Annotated in this window: 17 protein-coding genes and 1 pseudogene; 11 read left to right on the top strand and 7 right to left on the bottom strand. The window is 69.4% G+C overall.

Annotated elements, in window-relative coordinates:
- The first annotated feature begins 28 nt into the window (after positions 1-28).
- Both ACFX43_RS10880 and ACFX43_RS10875 read left to right on the top strand, forming a co-directional pair.
- Entirely contained in the window at positions 29-2,935 is a 2,907-nt protein-coding gene (locus ACFX43_RS10880) for a glycosyltransferase (RefSeq protein ID WP_378820503.1), read from the top strand.
- Positions 2,932-4,764 carry a DUF5719 family protein gene (locus ACFX43_RS10875; RefSeq protein ID WP_378820501.1) on the top strand — a complete coding sequence of 611 codons (1,833 nt, stop codon included), beginning with the start codon at positions 2,932-2,934 and terminating at the stop codon, positions 4,762-4,764. Before ACFX43_RS10880 ends, ACFX43_RS10875 begins: the two co-directional genes overlap by 4 nt.
- A 475-nt stretch (positions 4,765-5,239) precedes the next feature.
- Here ACFX43_RS10875 and ACFX43_RS10870 read toward each other — a convergent pair whose 3' ends face one another.
- Entirely contained in the window at positions 5,240-5,656 is a 417-nt protein-coding gene (locus ACFX43_RS10870) for a metallopeptidase family protein (protein ID WP_378820499.1), read from the bottom strand.
- Between ACFX43_RS10870 and ACFX43_RS10865 the strand changes: the two genes are divergently transcribed.
- The 8 genes from ACFX43_RS10865 (at position 5,655) to ACFX43_RS10830 (ending at position 12,852) form a co-directional block, all read left to right on the top strand.
- On the top strand, positions 5,655-6,107 hold the full coding sequence (locus tag ACFX43_RS10865) for a DUF3499 domain-containing protein (protein ID WP_091052677.1): 453 nt from the start codon (positions 5,655-5,657) through the stop codon (positions 6,105-6,107). The two genes, ACFX43_RS10870 and ACFX43_RS10865, sit on opposite strands and share 2 nt — an antisense overlap.
- 19 nt (positions 6,108-6,126) lie before the next feature.
- The gene (locus tag ACFX43_RS10860; RefSeq protein WP_378820496.1) at positions 6,127-7,530 is read left to right on the top strand and encodes a phosphomannomutase/phosphoglucomutase; all 1,404 of its coding nucleotides are present in this window, start codon (positions 6,127-6,129) and stop codon (positions 7,528-7,530) included.
- 17 nt (positions 7,531-7,547) lie between these two features.
- A complete protein-coding gene (locus tag ACFX43_RS10855; protein ID WP_373292290.1) occupies positions 7,548-7,742 on the top strand; it encodes a Trm112 family protein in 195 nt (64 codons plus the stop codon).
- A gap of 7 nt (positions 7,743-7,749) precedes the next feature.
- The gene (locus ACFX43_RS10850) at positions 7,750-8,781 is read left to right on the top strand and encodes an SIS domain-containing protein (protein WP_378820493.1); all 1,032 of its coding nucleotides are present in this window, start codon (positions 7,750-7,752) and stop codon (positions 8,779-8,781) included.
- Positions 8,782-8,956: 175 nt separating this feature from the next.
- Positions 8,957-9,769: a substrate-binding periplasmic protein gene (locus tag ACFX43_RS10845; protein WP_378820490.1), complete on the top strand. Its 813-nt coding sequence runs from the start codon at positions 8,957-8,959 to the stop codon at positions 9,767-9,769.
- Between the two features lie 264 nt (positions 9,770-10,033).
- Positions 10,034-10,846, top strand: a complete 813-nt coding sequence (locus tag ACFX43_RS10840; protein WP_378820488.1) for a substrate-binding periplasmic protein — start codon at positions 10,034-10,036, stop codon at positions 10,844-10,846.
- Positions 10,847-10,966: 120 nt separating this feature from the next.
- Positions 10,967-11,785, top strand: coding sequence for a substrate-binding periplasmic protein (locus tag ACFX43_RS10835; protein WP_378820485.1), 819 nt, complete (start codon positions 10,967-10,969; stop codon positions 11,783-11,785).
- Between the two features lie 107 nt (positions 11,786-11,892).
- The gene (locus ACFX43_RS10830; RefSeq protein WP_378820482.1) at positions 11,893-12,852 is read left to right on the top strand and encodes a DUF808 domain-containing protein; all 960 of its coding nucleotides are present in this window, start codon (positions 11,893-11,895) and stop codon (positions 12,850-12,852) included.
- 11 nt (positions 12,853-12,863) lie between these two features.
- Here the strand turns inward: ACFX43_RS10830 and ACFX43_RS10825 are convergent, their stop codons facing one another.
- On the bottom strand, positions 12,864-14,189 hold the full coding sequence (locus ACFX43_RS10825) for a flavin-containing monooxygenase (protein ID WP_378820479.1): 1,326 nt from the start codon (positions 14,187-14,189) through the stop codon (positions 12,864-12,866).
- A complete protein-coding gene (locus ACFX43_RS10820) occupies positions 14,186-15,355 on the bottom strand; it encodes a serine hydrolase domain-containing protein (protein ID WP_378820477.1) in 1,170 nt (389 codons plus the stop codon). The genes ACFX43_RS10825 and ACFX43_RS10820 overlap by 4 nt, the downstream gene beginning before the upstream one ends.
- 176 nt (positions 15,356-15,531) lie before the next feature.
- Here ACFX43_RS10820 and ahcY point away from each other — a divergent pair.
- Positions 15,532-16,950: pseudogene (gene ahcY / locus ACFX43_RS10815) on the top strand (adenosylhomocysteinase); the annotation flags it as partial.
- Positions 16,951-17,137: 187 nt separating this feature from the next.
- On the opposite strand, the gene ACFX43_RS10810 reads toward ahcY, so the two are convergent.
- The 4 genes from ACFX43_RS10810 to ACFX43_RS10795 all read right to left on the bottom strand — a co-directional run bounded on the left by ACFX43_RS10810 (position 17,138) and on the right by ACFX43_RS10795 (position 22,588).
- A complete protein-coding gene (locus ACFX43_RS10810) occupies positions 17,138-18,052 on the bottom strand; it encodes an FUSC family protein (RefSeq protein WP_378820475.1) in 915 nt (304 codons plus the stop codon).
- A 176-nt stretch (positions 18,053-18,228) separates the two neighbouring features.
- Positions 18,229-18,849 (bottom strand): maleylpyruvate isomerase family mycothiol-dependent enzyme, encoded by a 621-nt coding sequence (locus tag ACFX43_RS10805; RefSeq protein WP_378820473.1) that lies wholly within the window; start codon positions 18,847-18,849, stop codon positions 18,229-18,231.
- Positions 18,850-18,867: 18 nt separating this feature from the next.
- Positions 18,868-22,017, bottom strand: a complete 3,150-nt coding sequence (locus ACFX43_RS10800) for a glycosyltransferase (RefSeq protein WP_378820471.1) — start codon at positions 22,015-22,017, stop codon at positions 18,868-18,870.
- Positions 22,018-22,135: 118 nt separating this feature from the next.
- A complete protein-coding gene (locus ACFX43_RS10795) occupies positions 22,136-22,588 on the bottom strand; it encodes an acyl-CoA thioesterase (protein WP_378820468.1) in 453 nt (150 codons plus the stop codon).
- Positions 22,589-22,633 lie beyond the last annotated feature (45 nt).

Here is a 22,633-nt window from a genome sequence, read left to right as displayed (position 1 = left end):
CACCAGTTGGGCACTAGGGTTGCCGATCGTGCATGCGTCGGTCGCCCTCGTCCTCGTCTCTCATAACGGCGCCGGCTGGCTTCCGACCGTCATCGACGGGATCAGGAACCAGCAGGCTCCGGTGAGCTTTGCCGTCACGATCGACACCGGCTCGACGGACAGGTCGGTCGAGATCCTGGAGGAGACCTTCGCCCAGGTGGTCAAGCTCCCGGCGTCGACGACGTTCGCGGACGCGGCCAACGAGGCGCTCGCCATCCTCCACCAGGCGGCGCAGCCGCCGGAGTGGATCTGGTTCCTCCACGACGACTCCACCCCCGACCCGCACGCGCTCTCGACCCTGCTCGACGCCGCCGCGGAATACCCGGAGGCCGACATCCTCGGCCCCAAGATCCGGGAGTGGCCCTCGCTGCGCCGGATGCTCGAGCTCGGTGTCTCGATCTCGGTCACCGGAGCCCGGGAGACCGGCCTGGAGCGGGGCGAGTACGACCAGGGCCAGCACGACGAGGTACGCCGCGTCCTGGCCGTCAACACTGCCGGCATGCTGATCCGCCGCGAGGTCCTCGAATACCTGGGCGGCTTCGACAAGCACCTCCCGGTGCTCGGCACCGACATGGACCTCGGCTGGCGGGCCGCCAACGCCGGCTTCACGACCATCGCCGTCCCGGATGCGGTCGTCTTCCACGTGGAGGCGGCCCACCGCGGCGTACGCAAGACGCAGCTGACCGGTCGCCGGATCCACTACCAGGAGCGACGGGCCGCGCTCTACACGCTGCTGGTCAACGGCCGGCCGGGGACGCTGGCGCTGTGGATGGTCAGGTTCTTCTTCCAGACCTTGTGGCGGATGCTCGGCTTCATCCTGGTGCGCGACCCCGGGACCGCGCTCGACGACCTGGCCGCGCTGGGCTGGATCTACGGCCACACCGGCCAGATCATGCTCGCCAAGCGGCGGCGCCGGAAGCAGGCGCACGCCGACAAGGACGTGGTCAAGGCGCTGCTGCCTCCGCCGTGGCTGCCCTACCGTCACGGCCTCGACTTCGTCTCCGACGTCGCCACCGCGGTCACCCTGCAGGCCTCCGACATCGCCGAGCGGCGCCAGATGGCGCAGGCCGAGGCCGACCCGGCCTCCTTCGCCGCCAAGCGGCAGGCCGACCGGGCCCAGCTGGAGGAGGACGAGATCCCCGCCGAGACCGGATGGCTGGTGCGTCTGTTCACCAACCCGGTCGCGGTGCTCCTGGTCGTCATCGGCATCCTCGGCGTCATCGGGGCCCGTGCCGCGCTCGGCGGCGTGGCCGGCAGCGGCCTCGGGCCGACGCCCCAGAACGTGGGTGACTGGTGGCAGCTGCAGTTCGAGTCGTGGCACGCGATCTCGCAGGGCACCGGCGTTCCCGCGCCGCCGCACGTCTTCCCGCTGGCGGTGCTCGCCACGATCCTCGGCGGCAACCCGAGCCTGGCGGTCGCCGCCGTGATGCTGCTCAGCTTCCCGATCGCGCTCGGCGGTGCGTGGCGGCTGCTGCGGGTCGCGGGCCGGCTGATCAGCCACCTCGGCGCCCCGCGCTGGCTGCTGCTGTGGGGCGCGACGGCGTACGCCCTGGTTCCCTACGTCAGCGGTGCCTTCGGTGACGGCCGGATCGGTGCGGTCGTGGTCGGCGCGCTGCTGCCGTGGCTCGCCCATGCCGCGCTCGGGTTCAGCGACCCCGTCGCCGACCGCCGCTGGCGCGCCGGGTGGCGCACCGGTCTGCTGCTGACCGTCATCACCGCCTTCGCGCCGATGGCCTTCCTGGTCGCTGCCGTCTTCGCGGCGGTCATCTTCATCGTCGCCCGCCGGCTGATGCCGGCCGTGCTCAGCGACCGCGACCAGTGGGGTCCGCCCACCGCGGCCATCGCGACACCGGTCGGGCTGCTGCTTCCGTGGTGGCTGCCGGCGCTCTTCTCCGGTGGCTGGGCCGCTCTGCTGCTCGACCCGGGCCGGCTGCCGGCCCCGGCCGCCGGCGGGTTCGACCTGCTCGTGGGCCGCCTGACCGGGCTCGACGGTGCCGATCTCGGCGCCCCATGGTGGCTGGGCCTGGCACTGCCGCTGCTGGCCGTGCTCGCGCTGATCCCGAGCCGCACGCGGATCCCGGTCATGGTCTGCTGGATCGGCGCGGTCGCGACGGCGGTCGTCACGATGCTGCTGTCCTGGATCCCGATCCCGCTCGACGCCGGCATCGCCCGGGTCGGCTGGGGCTTCCCGCTGGTCGCCATCCAGGGCTTCGCGGTGGTCGCGGCGGTGCTGGGTGCCCAGGGCGCCATCCTCGACGGCCTGAACGGGCTGCGGAAGGTCATGGTCGGCGCGGCCGCTGCGGTCGCGGCGGTCGGCGTCGTCGGCAGCCTCGGCTGGTTCGTCTACGCCGGCACCGGCGACCTCACCGACAACACCCGGGCCCTCGGCCACATCGGGGTGCCCTCCTACATGCTCGACCCGACCTCGACCACCCTCGGCCCGGAGGACGGCGTCCTCGTGCTGCGCGGCTCGGTCGACGAGGGCATCCGCTACGCCGTCCTGCGCAACGACGGGATCACCCTCGGTGAGGACGAGATCGCGCAGGTCGCCGGTGGCTCCGAGGAGCTAACCGGAGTCGTACGCCGCCTGGCCGCCGACCCCGACGACGCGGTGATCGGTGATCTGGCCGCCCAGGGCGTGGCCTACATCGTGATGCCCGGGCCGGCCGACTCCTCGGTCGCCGAGGGGATCGACGCCTCCGGGTCGGTGACCCAGGCGAGCACCGTCGAGCGCTCGACGCGTGCCTGGCTGCTCGACTCCGAGCCGAGCGACCCGGGCGTGACCGAGTCGCAGTCCATCATCCGTACGATCCTGTTGGTCCTGGCCGGGATCGGGCTGTTCGTGGTCCTGGTCCTGTGCCTGCCGACGCTGATCCAGAGGAGGGAGTCGGCATGAGTCACTCACGAGACCCCTACGACCGCTCGCACGAGCCGCAGGCCGACGACGTCTACGGCCAGGAGCCGTGGATGCTGGACCCGTTCGCCGACCCATACACGGGTCAGACGGCCCAGACGCCGCCGGAGGGCTACACCCCGGAGCAGCTCTACGCCCAGGAGCCCTACGTGCCGGGCCCGGAGACGGGACAGATGCTCGCCCAGACGGGCTACCCGCCGGCGTACGAAGGCGATTATCAGACCGGCGATTATCGGACCGGCGAGTTCCGGGGTGGCTTCGAGCCGGAGTTCGAGGCGTGGCCGACCGCCGACGAGATGCGGGCGGAGGAGCCGGAGGCCGAGCAGGAGCGGGCCAAGGGCGGACGGATGGCCGCTGCCGCCGCAGCGGCGGCCGCTGCACGACCCCGGCTGCGCCGCGTACGCAGGCAGCGCGGCCGCCGCCTCGACAACACCGTGCTGGTGGCACTGGGTCTGGTCGGTGCGATGGCCGTCGCGCTGCTGCTCAACCGGCCCCACCAGTGGGAGCAGCCGAAGCTGGCCGCCGACAGCAGCGCGCCCACGGCGGCCACCGTGGTGTGCCCCGGCAAGCCGAAGTCCGGCGCCGACCAGGTCGCCGTCACCAATGCTGCCAAGGGGTCCGGCAAGGTCACGCTGAGCGGCCCAGGCGCGGGCGACGGCGCCGAGACCACCGCGGGGTCCGGCAAGGTCACCAGCGCGTCGGTCAAGCCCGGCTCGGTCGTGGTCAAGGCGGGCAAGGAGGTCGCGCCCGGGCTGGTCGCCGGACGTTCGACGACCAAGCCGCTCGCGGCGACGGGCTGCCTGCCTCCGCAGGCGGAAGCCTGGTTCCCGGGCGTCGGTGCGGGTGCCACCCACAACTCGATCCTCGAGCTCACGAACCCCAACAGCGGCGCGGCCACGGTCGACATCTCGCTCTACGACGAGAAGGGCGTCGTGGCGGTCCCCGAGGACCTCCGCGGCGTCGCGATCCCCGGCAACACCACCCGCACCTTCGACCTGCTGCACGTGATCCCGCGCAAGGGCGAGCTCTCCCTGAAGACCACGGTCGTACGCGGCCAGGCCGGGGTCATGGTCCGTGACCGTGCGATCGCGCTCGAGACGGAGAAGGGCACCGAGGACTACTTCCCGGGTCAGTCGACGCCGGCCGAGACCAACCTGCTGGTCGGCTACCCCAACAAGTCCGCGAGCCGCACGCTCACCGTCACCAATCCGGGCGATGCCCAGGTGAGCGCGGAGCTGCGCCTGCTCACCCCGAAGAACGTGCTCACCCCGGAGGGCGCTCCGGAGATCAGCGTCCCGCCCAACGGGCAGACGCAGGTCGACCTGACCAGGCTGCTCGGCAAGGACAGCGCCGGTGACGCGTACGGGGTGGAGATCGTCGCCACCGGCCCGGTCGCCACCGCGATGCGCTCCGTCGACCGCGGCGACGTCGCGATCACCACGGCCACCGAGACGATCTCGGAGCCGACCGCGGTGGTCGTCCCGGCCGGCGGCGGCGTCGGCAAGAAGCGGGTCCTGATCTCCGGGCCGGTCGCCAAGACCGGGACCAGCGGCACCGTCAAGGTGGTCCCGATGACCGCGAAGGGCAAGGCGCTCAAGGCCAAGTCCGTCGATGTCGGCCCCGGGCTGGGTGCCGAGGTCGAGGTGCCCGCGGAGGCAGCGCTGATCCAGCTCGTGCCTGCGGGCGTGGAGATCAACGCGGCCGTGGTGATGAGCGGGGATGGGGATGCGGTGGTTCCGTTCCGTCCGCTGCGGACCGAGGTGCGTACTGCTGGGGTTGCTCCGGGGTTGCCGCTTCCGTTGGAGCGCTGAGTCTTCAGCACTGCACGTCGGCGGGTTGGTGTGTTTTGGGGTTGGTGTTTGCCGCCGACCCTTGTTTGGAGGGTGTTCTCGGCGGCGTCCGGAGTAAAGGACGGCCTGCGGCCGCCGGCTTCGCCGGTCGCCTTCGGCGATCCTTGACACCGGCCGTCGCCGAGAAAAGATTTGGCTGGTTATCGGGCCGGCGGCAGGGGTTTGGTGCGGCGATTCGGTTGGGCACGGGCTTGGGACGGGTGGCTGGACGGTGGGGTGAACGAATTTTCGTTCGGGCCCGGGCACCCCTCGCCGGAGGGACCGGGTTGGAGGGTGAAAGAGAATTTTCTTTCACCCAGGGTGGGGCTCCTCCTGGTGCGGTGGTGGGGCGAACGAATTTTCGTTCGCCTCGGAAACGGCTACCTCCGGAGGAGCCAGCACCTGGGGCCCACACCAACCACGAACACACAGCCCGCAAGCGCCCTGCAAACACAGATCAGGGCTGATACCGAGGATCCACGTCCTCGGCAGCGATCCCGAGCAGATCCGCGATCTGCTCGACCACGACCATGAGAACCATCGCTTCGACCTCGGACCGGGTGTGGCAGCGGTGCTCGATCGGCCGCCGGTAGATCACCAGCCGCGCGGGTTTCGCGCCGGCGCCACGCTCGAGCGACCCGAGCGGGATGTGGTCCTCGACGGTCCACTCTTTGGGGATGTCCGGCGACTCCTCGACGGCGTACTCGATCAGGCCCAGCCGTGACTGCCAGCGACCGTCGATCTCGGTGACGATGGCGAGCGCGATGTCGTCGAAGCGCTCGCGGCGGGTGCGCAGGACCGGCACCTTCGGGTCGGTCGGGACGGCCATCGGGCCGCGTCTCCCACGGCCGTGCCGATCCCTGTGCCTGGTCATGTACGCGAGCCTAACTGCGCGGCTGGCCTCAGGGGAGTACGGTTCACCCGTGACTGCTCGTCGTTGTTCGCGTACCGCCTGCCAGCGTCAAGCCGTCTGCACGCTCACCTATGTGTACGCCGACCAGACGGCCGTTCTCGGCCCGCTGGCGACCTATGCCGAGCCGCATGCCTATGACTTGTGCGAGGAGCATGCCGAGCGGCTCTCCGCGCCCAGGGGCTGGGAGGTCGTCAGGCTGGCCCGTGAGCCCGTCGACCCGCAGCCCAAGGGCGATGACCTGCTGGCTCTGGCCGATGCCGTCCGTGAGGCCGCGAGGCCGCCGGCTCCGTCCCCGCGAGGACCCGTCGGGGCGCCCGGGCAGGACGACGCCGACGAGCCGGGGGCGAACGACGGCCAGCCCCGCCCCGGCGGCACCCGCCGCGGGCACCTCCGCGTGTTGACGTCGGAGTAGGACGACTAGAGTTCCGGACATGCCGGAGAGAGTCGACCCCGACATCGCCAACGCCGTCTTCAAGGCGTACGACGTCCGTGGCACCGTCCCTGACCAGATCGACGAGAACCTCGCCCGACTCGCCGGGCGCGCCTTCGTACACGTCGTCGACGCCCGTGGCGGAGAGATCGTGGTGGGTCACGACATGCGGCCCAGCTCCCCGGCGCTCGCCGGCGCCTTCGCCGATGGTGCGACCGAGGCCGGTGCCGACGTGACGATGATCGGGCTGGCCTCGACCGACGAGCTCTACTTCGCCTCCGGTCACCTCGGCCTGCCGGGCGCGATGTTCACCGCCAGCCACAACCCGGCGCAGTACAACGGCATCAAGCTGTGCCGGGCCAACGCGGTCCCGGTCGGTGCCGAGACCGGGCTCGACGAGATCCGTGATCTGGTCATCTCCGGCGAGGTTCCGATCGCCGATGTCTCCGGCGACATCAGCGAGACCGATGTGCTGGAGGCGTACGCCGCGCACCTGCTCAGCTTGGCCCCGGTCACGGGTCGCCGGCTCACCGTCGTCGCCGACGCAGGTAACGGCATGGCCGGCCACACCGCGCCCGCGGTCTTCGGTCGCCTGGGCGCGGAGGCCGTCGAGCTGATCCCGATGTACTTCGAGCTCGACGGCACCTTCCCCAACCACGAGGCCAACCCGCTCGACTCGACGACGCTGGTCGACCTGCAGGCCAAGGTGCGCGAGACCGGCGCCGACGCCGGCCTGGCCTTCGACGGCGACGCCGACCGCTGCTTCCTGGTCGACGAGAAGGGCGAGGTGGTCAGCCCGAGCGCGATCACCGCGCTGATCGCCGAGCGTGCTCTGGCCCAGGAGCCGGGCGCGACGATCATCCACAACCTGATCACCTCCCGCGCGGTTCCGGAGATCGTGAGCGAGCTCGGCGGCACCCCGGTACGCACCCGCGTCGGCCACTCCTACATCAAGGCCGTGATGGCCGAGTCCGAGGCGGCCTTCGGCGGGGAGCACAGCGGCCACTTCTACTTCCGCGACTTCTGGCGCGCCGACTCCGGCATGCTCGCCGCGCTGCACGTCCTCGCGGCCCTTGCCGAGACGGACCAGCCGCTGAGCGAGCTGCTGGCTGCCTACGCTCGCTATCCGATGAGCGGCGAGATCAACTCCACCGTCCCCGACCAGGCCGCCACCGTGGCCGAGATCGAGAAGGCGTACGCCGGGCGCGACGGTGTCACCGTCGACAAGCTCGACGGCCTGACCCTCTCCCACGCCGACTGGTCGTTCAACGTACGCGCCTCCAACACCGAGCCGCTGCTGCGGCTCAACGCGGAGGGCAAGGACACACTCACCATGGAGCGCGTGCGCGACGAGGCGCTCGCGATCATCCGAAAGACTCCACCGAACGAAAGGCGAGGCGCATGACTGGCGCAACGACACCTCTGGGCCTGAGCGAGAAGCTGCTCGAGATCATCGTCTGCCCGCAGTGCCACGGCGACCTGCTGCCCGTCGAGGCCACTGTGCCCGACCAGGATGGCGAGCTGGTCTGCCAGGGGGAGTGCGGGCTGGCCTACCCGGTCCGCGACGGCATTCCCGTCCTGCTCATCGACGAGGCCCGTCCCACCAAGGGCGAGTGAGGCCGCGATGACCTGGTTCGACGAGTCCAGGCTGGACGACGAGCGAGCGCTGGCCGGTATCGACCTGCTGCTGCGTTCGCTGGCCGAGTCCGGAGCCCGGGTCCGCCGGGAAGCTGCGGGTGCCGCAGAGCCCCTGCAGGAGGCCGTACGCCGCGCCGCAGAGTCCGGCCGACCTCGGGCCGTCGTCGCGGCGGGTCCCGACTCGCGTCTGCTGCGCGCCGTCCTCGAGCCGTTCTGCCCGGTTCCGTTCGTCGCCTGGCCGGCCCCGGGTCTGCCGGGCTGGGCCGGGAGCCTCGACCTCGTGGTCGTGCTGGCCCCGACCGGCTCCGACCCGGGTGAGGCCTCGGCCGCCGCCGAGGCCGTCCGCCGTGGCGCCCAGCTGGTCGTGGCCGCTCCGGAGAAGTCGCTGGTCGCCCAGCACGCCGAGGGGCGCGACAGCACCCTGCTCCCGGTCGAGGGCGGGGACACGCTCGCGATGGCGATCCTGATGCTCACCTACCTCAACTCGGTCGGTCTCGGTCCGGAGGCCGACGCGGACAAGGTGGCCGACGCTCTCGACGATGTCGCCACCGCCTGCTCGCCGCATCGCGACATCTCGGTCAACCCGGGCAAGATCCTGGCGATCTCGCTGGCCGACTCGCTCCCGGTCGTGTGGGGTGGCTCCGTCCTGGCCGCCCGCGCGGCCCGTCGTGTCGCCGAGAACCTGCGCCGGGCCAGCGGCCGCGGTGCCATCGCCGGTGACGCCGACGACCTGCTCCCGGTCCTCGAGGCGGCGCGGCCGCGCAACGTCTTCGACGACCCCTTCGCCGAGGAGGAGGCGTCCGTACGTCCCGTCCTGGTCATCCTCGACGACGGCGCGACCGATCCGATCATGGTCGAGCAGCGACGCCTGCTCACCGAGGCCGCGGACACGCGCGGCGTACGGGTGGAGGTCGTCGAGGCGAACGCGACCACGGAGGTCGCCCGCTACGCGTCCCTGCTGCTCCAGGGCACATACTCCGCGGAGTATCTTCGTTTGGGCCTGGTTAACGACGGTTAATTCCGAATGACGGACGGAAACGTGTGATCTGGCTCATATCGCACGGTCAGGGTCGTAGGCGCCATCTCGCTATGAGTTGAAGACCCTGGACGCCGGGGAGTGGCCCGCTGTTGGATTTGGCAACAATTCAGCCACATCGAAGGCTGGCCCCTCCCTGGAACAGGATCCCCCTCCCATGAGCCAGACCAAGTTCGTCGTCGTCGGTGCCCTTGCCCTCCTGGGCGCGATCGTCTTCAGTGGACGACTCTCCGACCCCGCCCCGCCCGCGACCGACGAGGCGAGTGCCGCGGCCGGCGGCACCCTCCGGATCGGCGTCGACAGCGCGGAGCCGGCGTACTACAAGGTCGACGGCGTCACCAAGGGCTTCGACTACCAGATGGCGCGCAGTGTCGCCGAGGGCATGGGTGCGGAGCCGGAGTTCGTGGAGATGGAGTTCAACGAGCTCTTCCCGGCCCTAGATGCGGGCGAGATCGACATGATCGGTGCCCAGGTCACCAAGACCGAGGAGGCGGAGCGGAAGTACGACTTCAGCGCTCCGTACTTCGTGACGTACGTGTCCTTCCTCGCCCCGAAGGGCTCGACCATCAAGAGCCGCGACGACATCGACGGCAAGAAGGTCGCCGTCGTCGAGGGCACCGTCCAGGAGCGCTACCTCGAAGAGCAGTACGAGGACGTCACCGTCATCAAGACTCCGAACGCGGACGCCGCGGTCAGTTCGATGGGGCGGGGCGAGGCCGACGCGTTCTTCTACGGCGCTCCCTACTCCCGGTCGGTCATCAAGGGTGCGCCGATCCCGCTGACCGAGCCGATCGTCTACCAGGCCGAGGACGCCCCGATCGGGTTCGTCGTTCGGGAGGGCGATCAGCGCAAGGAGCAGATCGACGAGGTCATCGAGGACATGGTCCTCAACGGGGAGTGGGTGAAGATCAAGACGGACTACTTCGAGGCGGTCCCGCTCTCCGAGGTCTTCAGGGAAAAGGGCGCCTGAGGCACGGGTGTCTGTGTTTGGTTCCGTTCACCTGGGGCGGGTTCTCAAAGGTGAACGATGTGCGTGATCTGTGTCACGCAGGGCGGTGAAGGTTCGGTCACGGATCGTGACAGATCGTGACAGCGATGGACGAAAACCTGGACGCGGGGGAGCAGACAGGTGTTTGATGCAACATCGTCCGGCCACTCTTGGCCAGCACGTCTCGGATTCTCGGCGCCGACGTGACGGGCATGCCCCACCATCCCGAAAACACAGGACTTCCGCATGAATCACATCAAGTTTGTCGTCGCCGGCGCCCTGGCCCTTCTAGGGGTCTTGGTCATCGGCGGCTACTTCGCCGACCCAGCCCCCAAAGCGACCGATGAGAAGAGCGCCTCCGCAGGAGGCACGCTGCGGATCGGCGTCGACGGCACCGAGCCCGCCTACTACAAGGTCGACGGCGTGACCAAAGGATTCGACTACGAGATGGCGCTCGGCGTCGCCGAGGGTCTGGGCGCCAAGCCGGAGTTCGTGGTGATGGACTTCAGTGACCTCTTCACCGCGCTCGAGGCCGGCGAGATCGACATGATCGGCGCCCAGGTCACCGAGACCGCGGAGCGGAAGCAGGACTTCGACTTCACCGCGCCCTACTTCGTCACCTACCTGTCCTTCCTCACCCCGGAGGACTCGCCCATCAAGACCCGCGACGACATCAACGGCAAGAACATCGCTGTCGTCGAGGGCACCATCCACGAGCGCTACCTCGACGAGCAGTACGAGAACGTCAACGTCATCAAGGCCAAGGACGAGGACTCCGCGGTCAAGGCGATCGAGACCGGCGAGGCCGACGCGTTCTTCTACGACGCGCCCTACACCGCGCCGATCATCGGCCGGGCGCCGATCACGTTGAAGGAGGCGATCGTCTACCCGGCGGACGATGCTCCGATCGGGTTCGTCATGCAGAAGGGTGACGAGCGCAAGAAGACGATCGACGGAGTCCTCGAGGAGATGATCCTCGATGGGAAGTGGCTGAAGATCAAGAAGGAGTACTTCAAGGAGTACCCGCTCTCGGAGGTCTTCAAGGACAAGGGCGCCTGAGCCTGACGCGGCTCGCCCCACTTTGGGGCGCCTGAAGTCCAGTAGCCTACGATGCCCGCTGGCCTGGCGCAGCCAGGTCACAGTGTCTCGGCGCACCCCTCCCCCCAACCAGGACGTCGTATGAAATCCCTGAAGTTCATCCTTGCGGGCGCGGTCACCCTTCTGGTGATCCTGATCGTGGTCTCCAACACGGTTGAGACGACCGGCCCCTCCTCCGCCAGGCGCAGCAGCGCCGCCGATGACGGCCAGCTCAAGATCGGCGTGCTGGACAGTGCGCCGGTCTACTACACCGAAGATTCCACCGTGAAGGGCTTCGACTACGAGGTGGCCCTCGGCGTCACCGAGTCGCTCGGCATCAAGCCGTCGTTCGTCCCGATGGACTTCGCCGACCTGTTCACCGCGCTCGACGAAGGCAAGATCGACATGATCGCCTCCCAGGTGAGCGTGACCGAGGAGCGCGAGGAGGCGTACGACTTCTCGCACCCCTACTTCGTCACCTACCTGTCCTTCACGACCCCGAAGAACTCCCCGATCAAGAAGCTCAAGGACGTCAACGGCACCAGGGTCGCCATCGTGGACGGCACCGCGCAGGAGAGCATCCTCAAGGCACGCTTCCCGAAGGCCGAGATCGTGAAGCGGAAGAACGAGGCGGCCGCGCTCGAGGCGGTCGCCACGGGCAAGGCGGACTCGTTCTTCTACGACGCGCCCTTCACCGAGGGGCTGATCAAGAGCGCCCCGATCCCGATGGAGGAGCGGATCGTCTTTCCGTCCGACAAGGCCCCCATCGCCTTCGTCTTCCGCAAGGGCGACGGGCTCAGGGACCAGGCCGACGACGCGATCGACGAGATGATCGTCAACGGGGACTGGCTGAGGATCAAGACCGACTACTTCAAGGAGTACCCGCTCTCGGAGCGGTTCCGGGAGCAGGGCGTCGAGTAGCACGGCCCGCCCGCTAAGGTTCGAGTCATGAGCGAGCGACAGCGAGCGACAGTAGGCCTCAGGCCGTCGCGTCCGTATTCTTCGCCCTCCACTACGGAGGCGACGGCATGAGCGCCGGACTCTTCGCACTCCTCGACGACGTAGCCGCCATCGCCAAGCTGGCGGCTGCGTCCGTCGACGACGTCGGCGCTGCCGCCGGCAAGGCCTCGGCCAAGGCCGCCGGGGTCGTCATCGACGACACCGCGGTGACGCCGCAGTACGTTCACGGCATCGCCGCCGAGCGTGAGGTGCCGATCATCAAGAAGATCGCGCTCGGCTCGCTGCGCAACAAGCTGCTGATCATCCTGCCGGTGGCGCTGATCCTGGCGCAGTGGGCGCCCTGGGCGATCACCCCGATCCTGATGCTCGGTGGCGCCTTCCTCGCCTACGAGGGCGTCGAGAAGGTCCTGGAATGGGTCCGGCCGCACGAGGAGGCCCACGAGACGCCGGTCGCCCTGGAAGGGCCCGAGGCCGAGAAGACGATGATCGCGGGTGCCGTACGCACCGACCTGATCCTCTCCACGGAGATCATGGTGATCGCGCTCAACGAGGTCATCGACCAGGGCTTCTGGATGCGCCTCGGCGCTCTGGTGGCGGTCGCCTTCCTGATCACGATCGTGGTCTACGGCGTGGTCGCCCTGATCGTGAAGATGGACGACGCCGGCCTGTCGCTCTCGCAGCGCCCCGGCGCCTTCGCCCAGCGGCTCGGCCTGGGCATGGTCTCGGCGATGCCGAAGGTGCTCACCGTGATCTCGATCGTCGGCACCATCGCGATGCTCTGGGTCGGCGGCCACCTGATCCTGGTCGGTGTCCACGACGTCAACGGCCTCGCCGCCGGCCACCCCGGCTGGGCGTGGCCCTACGACACCGTGCACCACCTCGAGGAGGAGGTTCACCACGCCCTCGGCGCCGTCGGCGCGGCCGCCGCCTGGTTGGTCAACACCTTCTTCTCCGCGCTCGTCGGGCTCATCGTCGGCGCGATCGTGGTCGGCGTACTCCACCTGCTGCCGTTCAAGAAGAAGCACTGACGCACCTGCGCCTACCCGGCCCCGGCTGCTCGTGCCTCCCCGGCCTCGATCTCGGCCATCAGGTCGATGACGTAGCGGGCGAAGTCGATCTGGATGGTGTGGCGTGGGGCGGCGTAGTACTGCTCCAGGTGAGCCTCCTCGTCGGCCTTCAGGATGCGCTCCTGATCCTCGACAGGCGGAAGCGCATAGCTCCCGGTGAGCAGGCGGGCCAGGAGCTTGGACTGCTGCTCGGCGAGGTTGACGATGGTGGGCGAGGACTGGGCGAGCCCCATGAAATAGAGGTGGTCGGCGCCCGGCTTGATCATCCGCTTGAACAGCGGATAGCGGTGGTCGGCGTCGGGATGCAGCGAGACCTCGGCGGGGTCGAAGAACGGGAACGACATGTCGTAGCCGGTTGCCGCGATCACCACGTCCGCCTCGACCGACGAGCCGTCGACGAGATGCACCGTCGATCCCTCGAACCGAGCGATCTCGGGAAGCATGTGGATGTCGCCCGAGCCTGCTTTGGTCAGGAAGTCGGCGCTGACCGACGGATGCGCGGACAGCGGCTCGTGGTCGGGCTCCGGGAGCCCGTACGTCGACATCGACCCGACCAGCCCGCGGATCAGCTCGCGGGAGGCCGCCAACGCCTGTTCCTTGGGGATGTCGGGCGGCGCCATCACCTTGTCGGCAGGCTGCCCGTTGCGATACTTCGGCAGCACCCACACGCCTCGTCGCGCGGAGACGTACAGCTTCGACGCCATCCAGGGCGAGGACAGCTCCGAGGCGATGTCCATCGCCGAGTTGCCCATCCCGACCACGATCACCCGCTTGCCGCGGATCTCGACGGGCTCGAACGGGGAGACGTAGGAATGGCTGTGGACGATCTCGCCGGCGAACTCGCCTTCCCACGCAGGCAGCCGCGGTGACCAGTGGTGGCCGTTGGCGACCACCAGGTCGGTGTAGGAGCGGGTCTCCCCGGTCGACAGGGTGACCTCCCAGGAGCCGTCCTCGCGCTGCGTGGCTCGTTCGACCCCGGTGTTGAACGTGATCTGCTCCCGCAGCCGGAAGTGGTCGGTGTAGTCGCGGAAGTACTGGTGGATCAGGGTGTGGTGCGGGAAGTGCGGGAACGACTCCGGCGCGGGGAAATCCTCGAACTCCAGCCGGCTGGTCGAGGTGTCGATGTGCAACGACTCGTAGACCGAGGAGAGCCCGTTGGGGTTGCGGAAGTACCAGTTCCCGCCGACGTCGTCGGAGAGCTCGAACTGGTCGTAGGCGACCCCGAACTCCTTGAGCCGCTTGGCCGTCGTGATGCCCGAGCAACCGGCACCGATGATGCAGACCTTGACCTCGCTCATCGGGCCACCTCCATGCCAGCCGCCTCCACGCACTCGAAGGCGGTGCGCACGTAGGCGTCGGTGCGCTCCGAGGAGGTCATGTGCTGGGTCATCCGGTTCATCGCGTACGCCACCGTGACCCGCCGTTCCACGTCGTTGACCACGATCGCACCGCCGTAGCCGGTCCACCAGCAGACCCGTCCCTCGGGCACCGCCGGCGCCGCGACCGGCTGCGGCAGGCCGTAGCCGATTCCCCATCGCATCGGCGTCAGCAGCACCTGGTCGACACCGTCGGCCTGCACCTCGAAGATCCGCTCGATGGTGGCCGGTGACAGCAGACGTACGCCGTCGACCTCCCCGCCGTGGGAGACGGCAGACTGGATCCGGGCGATCGAGCGGGCGTTGCCGTGACCGTTGATCCCCGCCAACGAGACCGTTCGCATCGGGCCCGTGTTGAACTCGGCCGGATCCAGCTTCGGGTTGACCAGGGTCGGGATCATCAGGTTGCCCTCGGGCAGCGCGGCGACGTCGATCCCTCCGGGCGGGGGAGCCTCGAGGTCGGCGCAGCGGCCGAGCTCGCTCTCCGGGACACCCAGGTGGAAGTCGGCCCTCAGCGGCCCCGCGACCAGCTCGGCGAACACCTCCGAGAGCGGCTTCCCGGTGGCGCCACGGACCAGGCCGTCGACCAGATGCCCGTAGGAGACCATGTGGTACCCCGACCCCGAGCCCGGCTCGAACCAGGGTTCCTGTCGGGCGAGCATCTCGTTGGCGAGCGGCAGGTCCAGGAGCGCCTCGGTGGAGAGCCGCTCGGTCCACCCGGACATGCCGGAGGTGTGAGAGAGCAGGTGGCGGACGAGAACCCGCTCGTCGGCGAACGAGGGCCAGTAGGCCGCGACCGGAGCGTCCAGGTCCAGGTGGCCACGGTCGGCGAGTACGAGTGCGGTCAGAGAAGCCATCGTCTTGGTCACCGACCAGACCCGGACGATGGTGTCCTCCTGCCACGCCTCGCCCGGCCGGGCCTCACCACCCCACAGATCGGCCACGAGCTCGCCGTCACGGATCACCGCGACGGAGGCACCGAGGTCGGCTCCGGAGGAGAGGTTGCGCGCGAGCCGGTCGCGCAAGGGCTCGTACGCAGGGGCGCAGTCGCCCTGGACCGTGTGCGGGTCGGGTGTGGGTGCCATCATGCCCGCCAATAATAGGAACTCGTTCTAGTTTCCGACAGGGTCACAGGCGAACTGTTGGTTGCGGATTACCGCTCCCGTCAACCAGCGCTTGTAGTCTGAGAGCAACCTGCGTGGGAGATCCCGCTGATGCGCAGATGCGCGACGCAGGCCCGCATTAACTTCGGTAAGGAATAACCATGGACTACAAGGTTGCCGACCTGAGCCTGGCCGAGTTCGGCCGCAAGGAGCTCTCCCTCGCCGAGCACGAGATGCCGGGCCTGATGGCCATGCGCGAGCGCTATGGCAAGGACCAGCCGCTCAAGGGCGCCCGCATCGCCGGCTCGCTGCACATGACGATCCAGACCGGCGTCCTGATCGAGACGCTGACCGCGCTCGGCGCCGACGTGCGCTGGGCCACCTGCAACATCTTCTCCACCCAGGACCACGCCGCCGCTGCCGTCGTCGTCGGCAACGGCACCGCCGAGGACCCGCAGGGCACCCCGGTCTTCGCCTGGAAGGGCGAGACCCTGGCGGAATACTGGGACGAGGCCGAGAAGGTCTTCGACTTCACCGACGCCGACGGCAACAAGGTCGGCCCCAACATGCTCCTCGACGACGGTGGCGACATCACGCTGCTCGTCCACAAGGGTGTCGAGTTCGAGAAGGCCGGCGCCGTGCCGGGCCAGGACTCCACCGACAACGAGGAGTTCAAGGAGGTCCTCCGGGTCCTCGACCGTTCGCTGACCAACGACCCGCAGCGCTGGACCAACATCGCCAACGGCATCAAGGGCGTCACCGAGGAGACCACCACCGGTGTCCTGCGCCTCTACGACCGGTTCAAGGAGGGCTCGCTCCTCTTCCCGGCGATCAACGTCAACGACTCGGTCACCAAGTCCAAGTTCGACAACAAGTACGGCTGCCGCCACTCGCTCATCGACGGCATCAACCGCGCCACCGACGTGATGATCGGCGGCAAGGTCGCGGTCGTGTGCGGCTACGGCGACGTCGGCAAGGGCTCCGCGGAGTCGCTGCGTGGCCAGGGCGCTCGCGTCATCGTCACCGAGATCGACCCGATCTGCGCTCTGCAGGCGGCGATGGACGGCTACGAGGTCCGCCGCCTGGAGTCGGTCGTCGAGACCGCCGACATCTTCATCACCACGACGGGCAACTTCGACATCATCCGGGTCGAGCACTTCGAGAAGATGAAGAACCAGGCCATCGTCGGCAACATCGGCCACTTCGACAACGAGATCGACATGGCCGGCCTCGCGAAGATCCCGGGCATCGTCAAGGACGAGATCAAGCCGCAGGTCCACCAGTGGATCTTCCCCGATGGTAAGAAGATCATCGTTCTGTCGGAGGGTCGCCTGCTCAACCTGGGCAACGCCACCGGTCACCCGAGCTTCGTGATGTCGAACTCGTTCACCAACCAGACGCTGGCGCAGATCGAGCTCTTCACCAAGACCGACGAGTACCCGATCGGCGTCTACGTCCTGCCCAAGGCGCTCGACGAGGAGGTCGCCCGCCTCCACCTCGACGCCCTCGGCGTCGAGCTCACCGAGCTCAACAAGGCTCAGGCCGACTACCTCGGCGTCCCGGTCGAGGGTCCCTACAAGTCNGGTTGCGCCGCCTCGGCCCGAAATCCTCTACCTCGGCGTCCGGACGCCCGAAGCGTCACTGAGGACGGCCGAAGCGTCGCTTAGGACGGCCGACTTGGCACTGCCGTGACGTCTCGGCCGACGTAAGTGCCGTTTCGTCCGCCATATGTGACGTCTCGGCCGACGTACGTGACGCCTCGGCGGGTCAGCGGCGGCGGAACTCGCGGAGGGCGAGGGCGGCGGCGAGGCCCACGACGACGCCGAGGAGGGTCTCGGCGAGGCGGGACCAGAGCAGGGCGTCGACGGGCTGCGGGTGGCCGAGCTGGACCATCAGCAGCGAGAGCGGGGTGATGGCGACGAGGGCGAGGCCGTAGTGACGTCCGACGAGCAGCTCGGTGACCGCTTGGAGCGCGGCGACGACCACCGCGACGACGAGGGCGGGGAGCGAGACCGAGAGCAGCACCGCTGCCAGGACCAGGCCGACCAGGGTGCCGACCACACGCTGCAGTCCGCGGGTCGTCTGCGCCAGCAGCCCGGTGACGCCGAACGGCACCGCCGCGGCCACCATCGCCCAATAGGTGTGGCTGAGCCCGAGCGCGGTGGAGATCGTGCCGGCGACCACGACCGCGACCACGACGGCCGTCGCGTGGTCGAGCCGTACCTCACCACGGCTCGCTTCGACCGAGGCTCCACTGCCGGCCAGGCGCTCCTCGAGCAGCCCGAGGAGCACCGCGATCAGGGCCGCGGCGGCCGCCACGCCGACCGCCACCACGACCCCCGGCATGGTCACCGGGAGCGCGGCACAGGTCGCCACCGCGAAGACCGGGAACATCGGTCCCGGAGGCCGCAGCACGAACCGGTCCGAGAGCATCGACCCGGCCGCGGCCCATACCGCAGCGACGGGGATGACGAGCCAGGCCCGGTGCGAGGAGGTCGCCACGAGCGCGCCGCACAGGACCGCGAAGCACATCAGCGCCCCGGCCGCAGCCTGGGTCCGCCACCGTCCTCGCAGCGGCTGGCGGCCACCGTAGATCGAGGCGAAGGTGCCGAAACAGGCGTACGCGGCCAGCTCGATGTGTCCGATGCCGGCCAGCGCCACCAATCCGACGAGCAGCGTCACGCTCGCGCGCCAGGCAGGCGAATGGCTTCCTGGCGCCGGGGAGACCCGGACGGACTCCTGCATCAACCGTTCGAGCCGACTCCGGTCGCTGCCCAACCCGTCTCCCCCATACCGTGGTGCCGTCATCGCATCAGCCACCTTACGGCCCCCTGGACGAACCAGATGGTTCGGAGTGCTCAGTCCAGCCGGCGCCGCAGCTCGGAGACCCCGTCTCCCTTCAGGTCCTCGAGCACCTGGCGCCTTCCGGCCATTGCCATGACCAGATCGAGCAGACGCCCGTTGACCTCGGGACCATCTCCGGCCACGAACTCCGCGTCGACCGCTCGGAGCCGGAGTCCCTCGACCAGCGACTTGCTGTTGACCGCGAAGTCCTTGGTGGCGAAGAGCCTGGCGACCGCCGAGAGCCCTTCGGGGTCGGGGTCGTGCCGGATGCCGAGGGGCCGCCGGATGTCCTCGCCGTGCACGATCATCTCCCCCAGCCCGCCGACGCTCTCCTTCCTCGGCAGCCTGATGGGACCGATCCCGGCGAACATCTCGAGCGTCTCCTCCGGCGAGGATCCGCGGAACTCCTCGAGCCGCCTGCGGTTGTGTACGTCCGGATCGAACCGCGCCCCGATCATGCTGCGCAGCCAGGCCGGGAACGAGAGTCGCGAGGCCGCGCCGAGGTGCGACACGACCTCCTCCGCGTCCCACTCCCCGCAGAGGGTGGCCGAGCGCCACTGCTCGGGCGAGAGCGACCTGAGGTCATCGACCAGTGCGTCCCGTTCGCGCAGCTGGGTCACCGACAGCTTCGTCATGCGGACACTCTGACAGGGTCACTCGGGGCGGTCGCGTTTGGCGCGCTCCTCGAGCGCGATGTCGAGGAGGGATCGGGCGCGGGCGTCGAACCCGTGTTCGCGGTGGATGCGGGCGGCCTCGGCGCGGATGTGCTCGTCGGTGCCGAAGACGACCGAGGGGTCGGGCATCGAGGACCACTTCACCAGGTCCTCGGGGGTCTCGTAGACCTGCACCGTGTCACCGAAGACGTCGCGGAGGCCGACGACGTCGTCGGAGATGACCCGGGCACCGGAGGCGACGGCGTCGAAGAGCCGGTTGGAGATGAAGCCGTAGTCGCGCATGTCGGCCCAGTGGTCGTTGAGCACGACCCCAGCGGCCCGGTACTCGGCGCCGAGCCGGGTGTTGGACATGTGCTGGGCCTTGACGTAGTGGCGCGGGATGTAGGGCTCCCAGCCGTGGCCGTAGACCGACAGCGGCAGGCCCGCCGAGACCGCGTCGTGGATGATCGGGCGCTCGACGTCGCGCGAGGTGCCGACGAAGAGCACCGCGTGACCGGAGTCGGGCAGCGCCCGGTCGGGGTTGAACAGCTCGGGGTCGGTGGCCTGCAGCAGCGGGTCGATGCGGATGCCCCACCGTGCCGACATCCGCTCGGCCCAGATCGGCCCGGCCGCCAGCAGCCGGTCGAACGAGGCCGCCTCGGCGCGGGTGACCGCGTCGGGGTGGGAGATCACCCAGCCGATGTTGATCCGGCCGTCGGGCGCGGGGAAGTAGCGCGAGAGGCCGCGCAGGGTGACCACGACGTCGTCGTCGAGCGCGCTCGGCCGCTCCCACTCGTAGTGGTGGTCGACGACCGCTGACTGGCCGAGCCTACGCAGCGAGCGGGCCAGCGCACGGGCGAAGTGGGTGTCACCCCACCGCTCCCCCTCCGGCGCCCCGGGCGCGGAGATCTTGATCGACCAGCGCAGCTGCGGGACGCCCTCGACGACCGAGGCCCGCGGCATCGGGGCGAGGATCGGGCGGGTGGCGGCGTACGTCTTCGCAGGACCGGTCGGGTTCCCGGCCGCCGCCCGGCCGACGACCTGGTAGCCGCAGGCCGCCCAGGCGGCCACGTCGTCACGAGGCTCGGTGCGCCCGGCCCAGCGGTCGAGGTAGATCAGCCGGTTGCGCGGAGCACGGGCGAAGCGACCCTTCGACTTCGACTCGTGGTGGACGACCTCGGCGGAGGTCACGACCCGGAACGAGCCCGGACGCTGCGCGGCGAGCCGGTGGCACAGGTCGACGTCCTCCATGCCGTTGGTGAAGATCGGGTCGAACCCCTCACATGCGACGACGTCGCGGTAGCGCATCACCAGCGCCGCGCCGGTGAGCGCGGAGAACGGGTGTCCGTCGAGACCGGCGGCGTCCTCGGGCGGGTACTCGGCGAGCATGTTGTAGGGCAGCCCACCGAAGGGCGGGAAGACGACCCCGGCCGACTGCACCGACCCGCTCGGGTAGAGCAGCAGCGGCTGGACCGCGAGCACCTCGGGATCTTCGAGGGCCGAGACCAGCGGCTCCAGCCAGCCGGCCAGCGCCGTGGTGTCGTTGTTGAGGAAGACCACGGTCTCCCCGGTGACGTACGGGATGGCGAGGTTGTTGCCGAGCGCGAAGTTGTGGTTGACGGTGCTGTGCACCACCTTCACCTCGGGGAACCGCAGCGGCAGCGAGTCGAGCACCGCCGAGACGCGGGCCGAGGAGCCGTTGTCCCAGACCACGATCTCGAGCCGCTTCTCGCCCGCGCCGTGCTCCATCACGGCCTCGACCGCGCCCACGGTCAGCAGCGAGTCGTCGTAGGTCGGGATGACCACCGAGACCACGTCCGGGTCAGGGGTGCGCGAGCCGAGCGCGGACCAGTCGATGAAGGTCCGGTTGCGTACGACGTCGTCCCACGACTCGAGGTCGAAGGGGTCGAGCGGGAGCCGGTCCTGGCGCGGACGGCGCGGGTTGATGCCCTGGCGGCGCTCGACGCCGACCTCGGGCACGACCTCGACGGTGGCCTTCGAGGTCAGCCGCAGCGCGAGGTCGTAGGCCCAGCCGAAGCCGATGTCGTCACGGGGACCACCGACCTCCGCCAGAAGCGGCGCCGAGATCAGCAGTCGCGAGAGCAGGGTCCGCATCAACGGACCGGGCACATCGGGTCCCGGCGAGGCTGGAGGTACGTCGACGGCGAACCGCTGCTCCGCCTGCCACGGACGCTCCAGCACGTCGGCGACCAGCGGATTCCCGGCCGCCGCGGCCGCCGAGACCAGCCGCGCGAGACGGCCGGGCATCCAGACATCTCCCCCGGCGACGTACGCGACGAAGTCGCCGCTCACCTGCGAGAACGCCGCGACGACGCCGGGCTCACCGCGGTCCGGGTCGCCGAGCGCCACCAGGGCGCCAGGGGTGACCTCAGCGATGACCTCGGCGACCGACGGGGTCAGGCCACGGTCGATGACGATGACCTCGGTGCTCAGCCCGGTCTGGGCGGCGACGCTGTCCAGCGTCGCCCGGGCGAACTCGTCGGAGGCGCCCAGATCGACGATGACGCTGACCGTGCCGACCGGCTCACGACCGGCGGGGGCAGCCGGGGCGCGGTCGATGTCCGGCCGCCAGGTCTTCGGGCCGCCCTGCCGGGCCTGCCACTCCGCGCGCCGGTCGCGGATCCAGTCGCGCAGGTCGGGGAACCGGCCGTCGACCTGCTCCATCCAGTCGTTGGCGCGGCGTCCGTTGCGGGCGCCCCGGTCGACGTAGTGACCGATCGCGCCGCCGTAGAAGTTCTCGGTCTTGCGCCGCTCGGTGTAGCCGTCGGTGTCGAAGAGCGGGTGCGTCGGCTGCAGCCACAGCTCGGCGCGCAGCCAGTAGAGGAACGGGTCCTGATCGCCCATCTGCTTGCGCAGCCGCGGGGTCAGCCGCGCGACGAAGAACTCCGGGTCGAAGAGCGGGCTGGGCTGCGCCAGCGGCTTGGCCGGGTCCTGCTCGAGATAGTGCCGGGCGGCCCGCTTGCGGTCGAGGCGCTCACCGACCTGCTCCGCGTACCACTCGTGGTCGAACAGCGGGCAGTCGACGAGCAGTCGTACGTCGTCGGCCCGGCTGTAGAGGGGCGAGTCGTTGTAGACCTTGCGAGCAAGGTCTCGGCCCCTGCGCAGTCCGCCACGTGCGATGCGCTTCAACTCTTCGTCCACAGAGGTCCCCCAAGACGCTCTAGATCGTGCTACGGCGGTGGATCAGCCTGTCACAGTGCCGGAGAACGGTGAATGGCGCCACGCAAGATTTAGCGAGGCGTCACCGTCAGTTCTGCCGCCACAGCGGCGTGACCGCTTCCCGGATCTCGTCGGGCATCGGCGTCACCGGACGCGATGGGTCGGTGTTGTCGACGTAGACGTGCACGAACCGGCCCTCGGCGGCGGCCTCCTCGCCCGGTCCCTGGAAGAGCCCGATCCGGTAGATGACCGACGAGCTCCCGACCTTGTCGACGACCAGCCCGGCCTCGACCGGCTCGGGGAACCCGATCTCGCGCAGGTAGCGGCACGAGGTCTCCGCGACGATCCCGATCTTCGGCAGCTTCCGCACGTTCACGCCGGTCGTCTCGAAGAGGTAGGCGTTGACGGCGGTGTCGAAGTACTCGTAGTAGGTCGCGTTGTTGAGGTGACCGTACGCGTCGTCGTCGCGCCAGCGGGTGGTGATCGTGCGCCAGTGCACGTAGTCGGCGCGGGTCGGGGCCTTGCGGTCAGGAGTGCTCATCGCGGCTGATCATAAGCAGAACCCAGGAGGGCCGCGCCCTCGACG

This window comes from Nocardioides sp. YIM B13467 (assembly GCF_042788075.1).
GTDB lineage: Bacteria > Actinomycetota > Actinomycetes > Propionibacteriales > Nocardioidaceae > Nocardioides.
This window is presented reverse-complemented; position numbering and strand designations above follow the sequence as displayed.

Excerpts from the sequence above, each read along its gene's own strand:
- ACFX43_RS10875 (WP_378820501.1), top strand. The coding sequence starts at position 2,932 with ATGAGTCACTCACGAGACCCCTACGACCGCTCGCACGAGCCGCAGGCC.
- ACFX43_RS10865 (WP_091052677.1), top strand. The coding sequence starts at position 5,655 with ATGTACGCGAGCCTAACTGCGCGGCTGGCCTCAGGGGAGTACGGTTCA.
- ACFX43_RS10870 (WP_378820499.1), bottom strand. The coding sequence starts at position 5,656 with ATGACCAGGCACAGGGATCGGCACGGCCGTGGGAGACGCGGCCCGATG.
- ACFX43_RS10860 (WP_378820496.1), top strand. The coding sequence starts at position 6,127 with ATGCCGGAGAGAGTCGACCCCGACATCGCCAACGCCGTCTTCAAGGCG.
- ACFX43_RS10850 (WP_378820493.1), top strand. The coding sequence starts at position 7,750 with ATGACCTGGTTCGACGAGTCCAGGCTGGACGACGAGCGAGCGCTGGCC.
- ACFX43_RS10845 (WP_378820490.1), top strand. The coding sequence starts at position 8,957 with ATGAGCCAGACCAAGTTCGTCGTCGTCGGTGCCCTTGCCCTCCTGGGC.
- ACFX43_RS10840 (WP_378820488.1), top strand. The coding sequence starts at position 10,034 with ATGAATCACATCAAGTTTGTCGTCGCCGGCGCCCTGGCCCTTCTAGGG.
- ACFX43_RS10835 (WP_378820485.1), top strand. The coding sequence starts at position 10,967 with ATGAAATCCCTGAAGTTCATCCTTGCGGGCGCGGTCACCCTTCTGGTG.
- ACFX43_RS10830 (WP_378820482.1), top strand. The coding sequence starts at position 11,893 with ATGAGCGCCGGACTCTTCGCACTCCTCGACGACGTAGCCGCCATCGCC.
- ACFX43_RS10825 (WP_378820479.1), bottom strand. The coding sequence starts at position 14,189 with ATGAGCGAGGTCAAGGTCTGCATCATCGGTGCCGGTTGCTCGGGCATC.
- ACFX43_RS10820 (WP_378820477.1), bottom strand. The coding sequence starts at position 15,355 with ATGATGGCACCCACACCCGACCCGCACACGGTCCAGGGCGACTGCGCC.
- ACFX43_RS10805 (WP_378820473.1), bottom strand. The coding sequence starts at position 18,849 with ATGACGAAGCTGTCGGTGACCCAGCTGCGCGAACGGGACGCACTGGTC.
- ACFX43_RS10795 (WP_378820468.1), bottom strand. The coding sequence starts at position 22,588 with ATGAGCACTCCTGACCGCAAGGCCCCGACCCGCGCCGACTACGTGCAC.